1 protein-coding gene is annotated in these 386 nt (G+C 42.2%); it reads left to right on the top strand.

Annotation, left to right across the window (positions count from 1 at the left end; all coding sequences use genetic code 11):
* Positions 1–384 (top strand): TetR/AcrR family transcriptional regulator C-terminal domain-containing protein (locus AB4585_RS29180; protein ID WP_372172303.1); only part of this gene is annotated, 384 nt, incomplete at its 5' end.
* Between the last annotated feature and the right edge of the window lie 2 nt (positions 385–386).

The following is a 386-nucleotide window of genomic DNA, read 5'->3' on the forward strand; positions in this document are numbered from 1 at the left end:
CAGCCAGATATACCGCTGGAAGAGCAGCTAGAAAAAGTGTTACTGGCAGAAATTGAGGCGAGTTGCGCGCCTGACTATATTGAGCTGGCTCGTGTTGCTATCGGTCATTATTTTTATTCTCCTGAAGAGCTGCAATTGCAGGTGGCAAAGTTTTCCAAAGAAGATAGCGCGATCGCGGTTTGGGCAAAGCAAGGGATGGCGGATGGTAAATTGAAGGAATGTGAGGTTAGCTTATTTACTGAGCAAGCCTACGCATTGATAAAAGGATATTATTTCTGGCCGTTGTTAGTAGGAATGAGAGATTTCCCTACACAAGAAGAAAAGTGTTTACATGCGCAGCGTAGTGCTGAATTATTGTTAAGTCATTATAAATTAGTATGTTAAAG

Source organism: Vibrio sp. 10N.222.49.C9, from assembly GCF_041474985.1.
Taxonomy (GTDB): Bacteria; Pseudomonadota; Gammaproteobacteria; order Enterobacterales; family Vibrionaceae; genus Vibrio; species Vibrio crassostreae_C.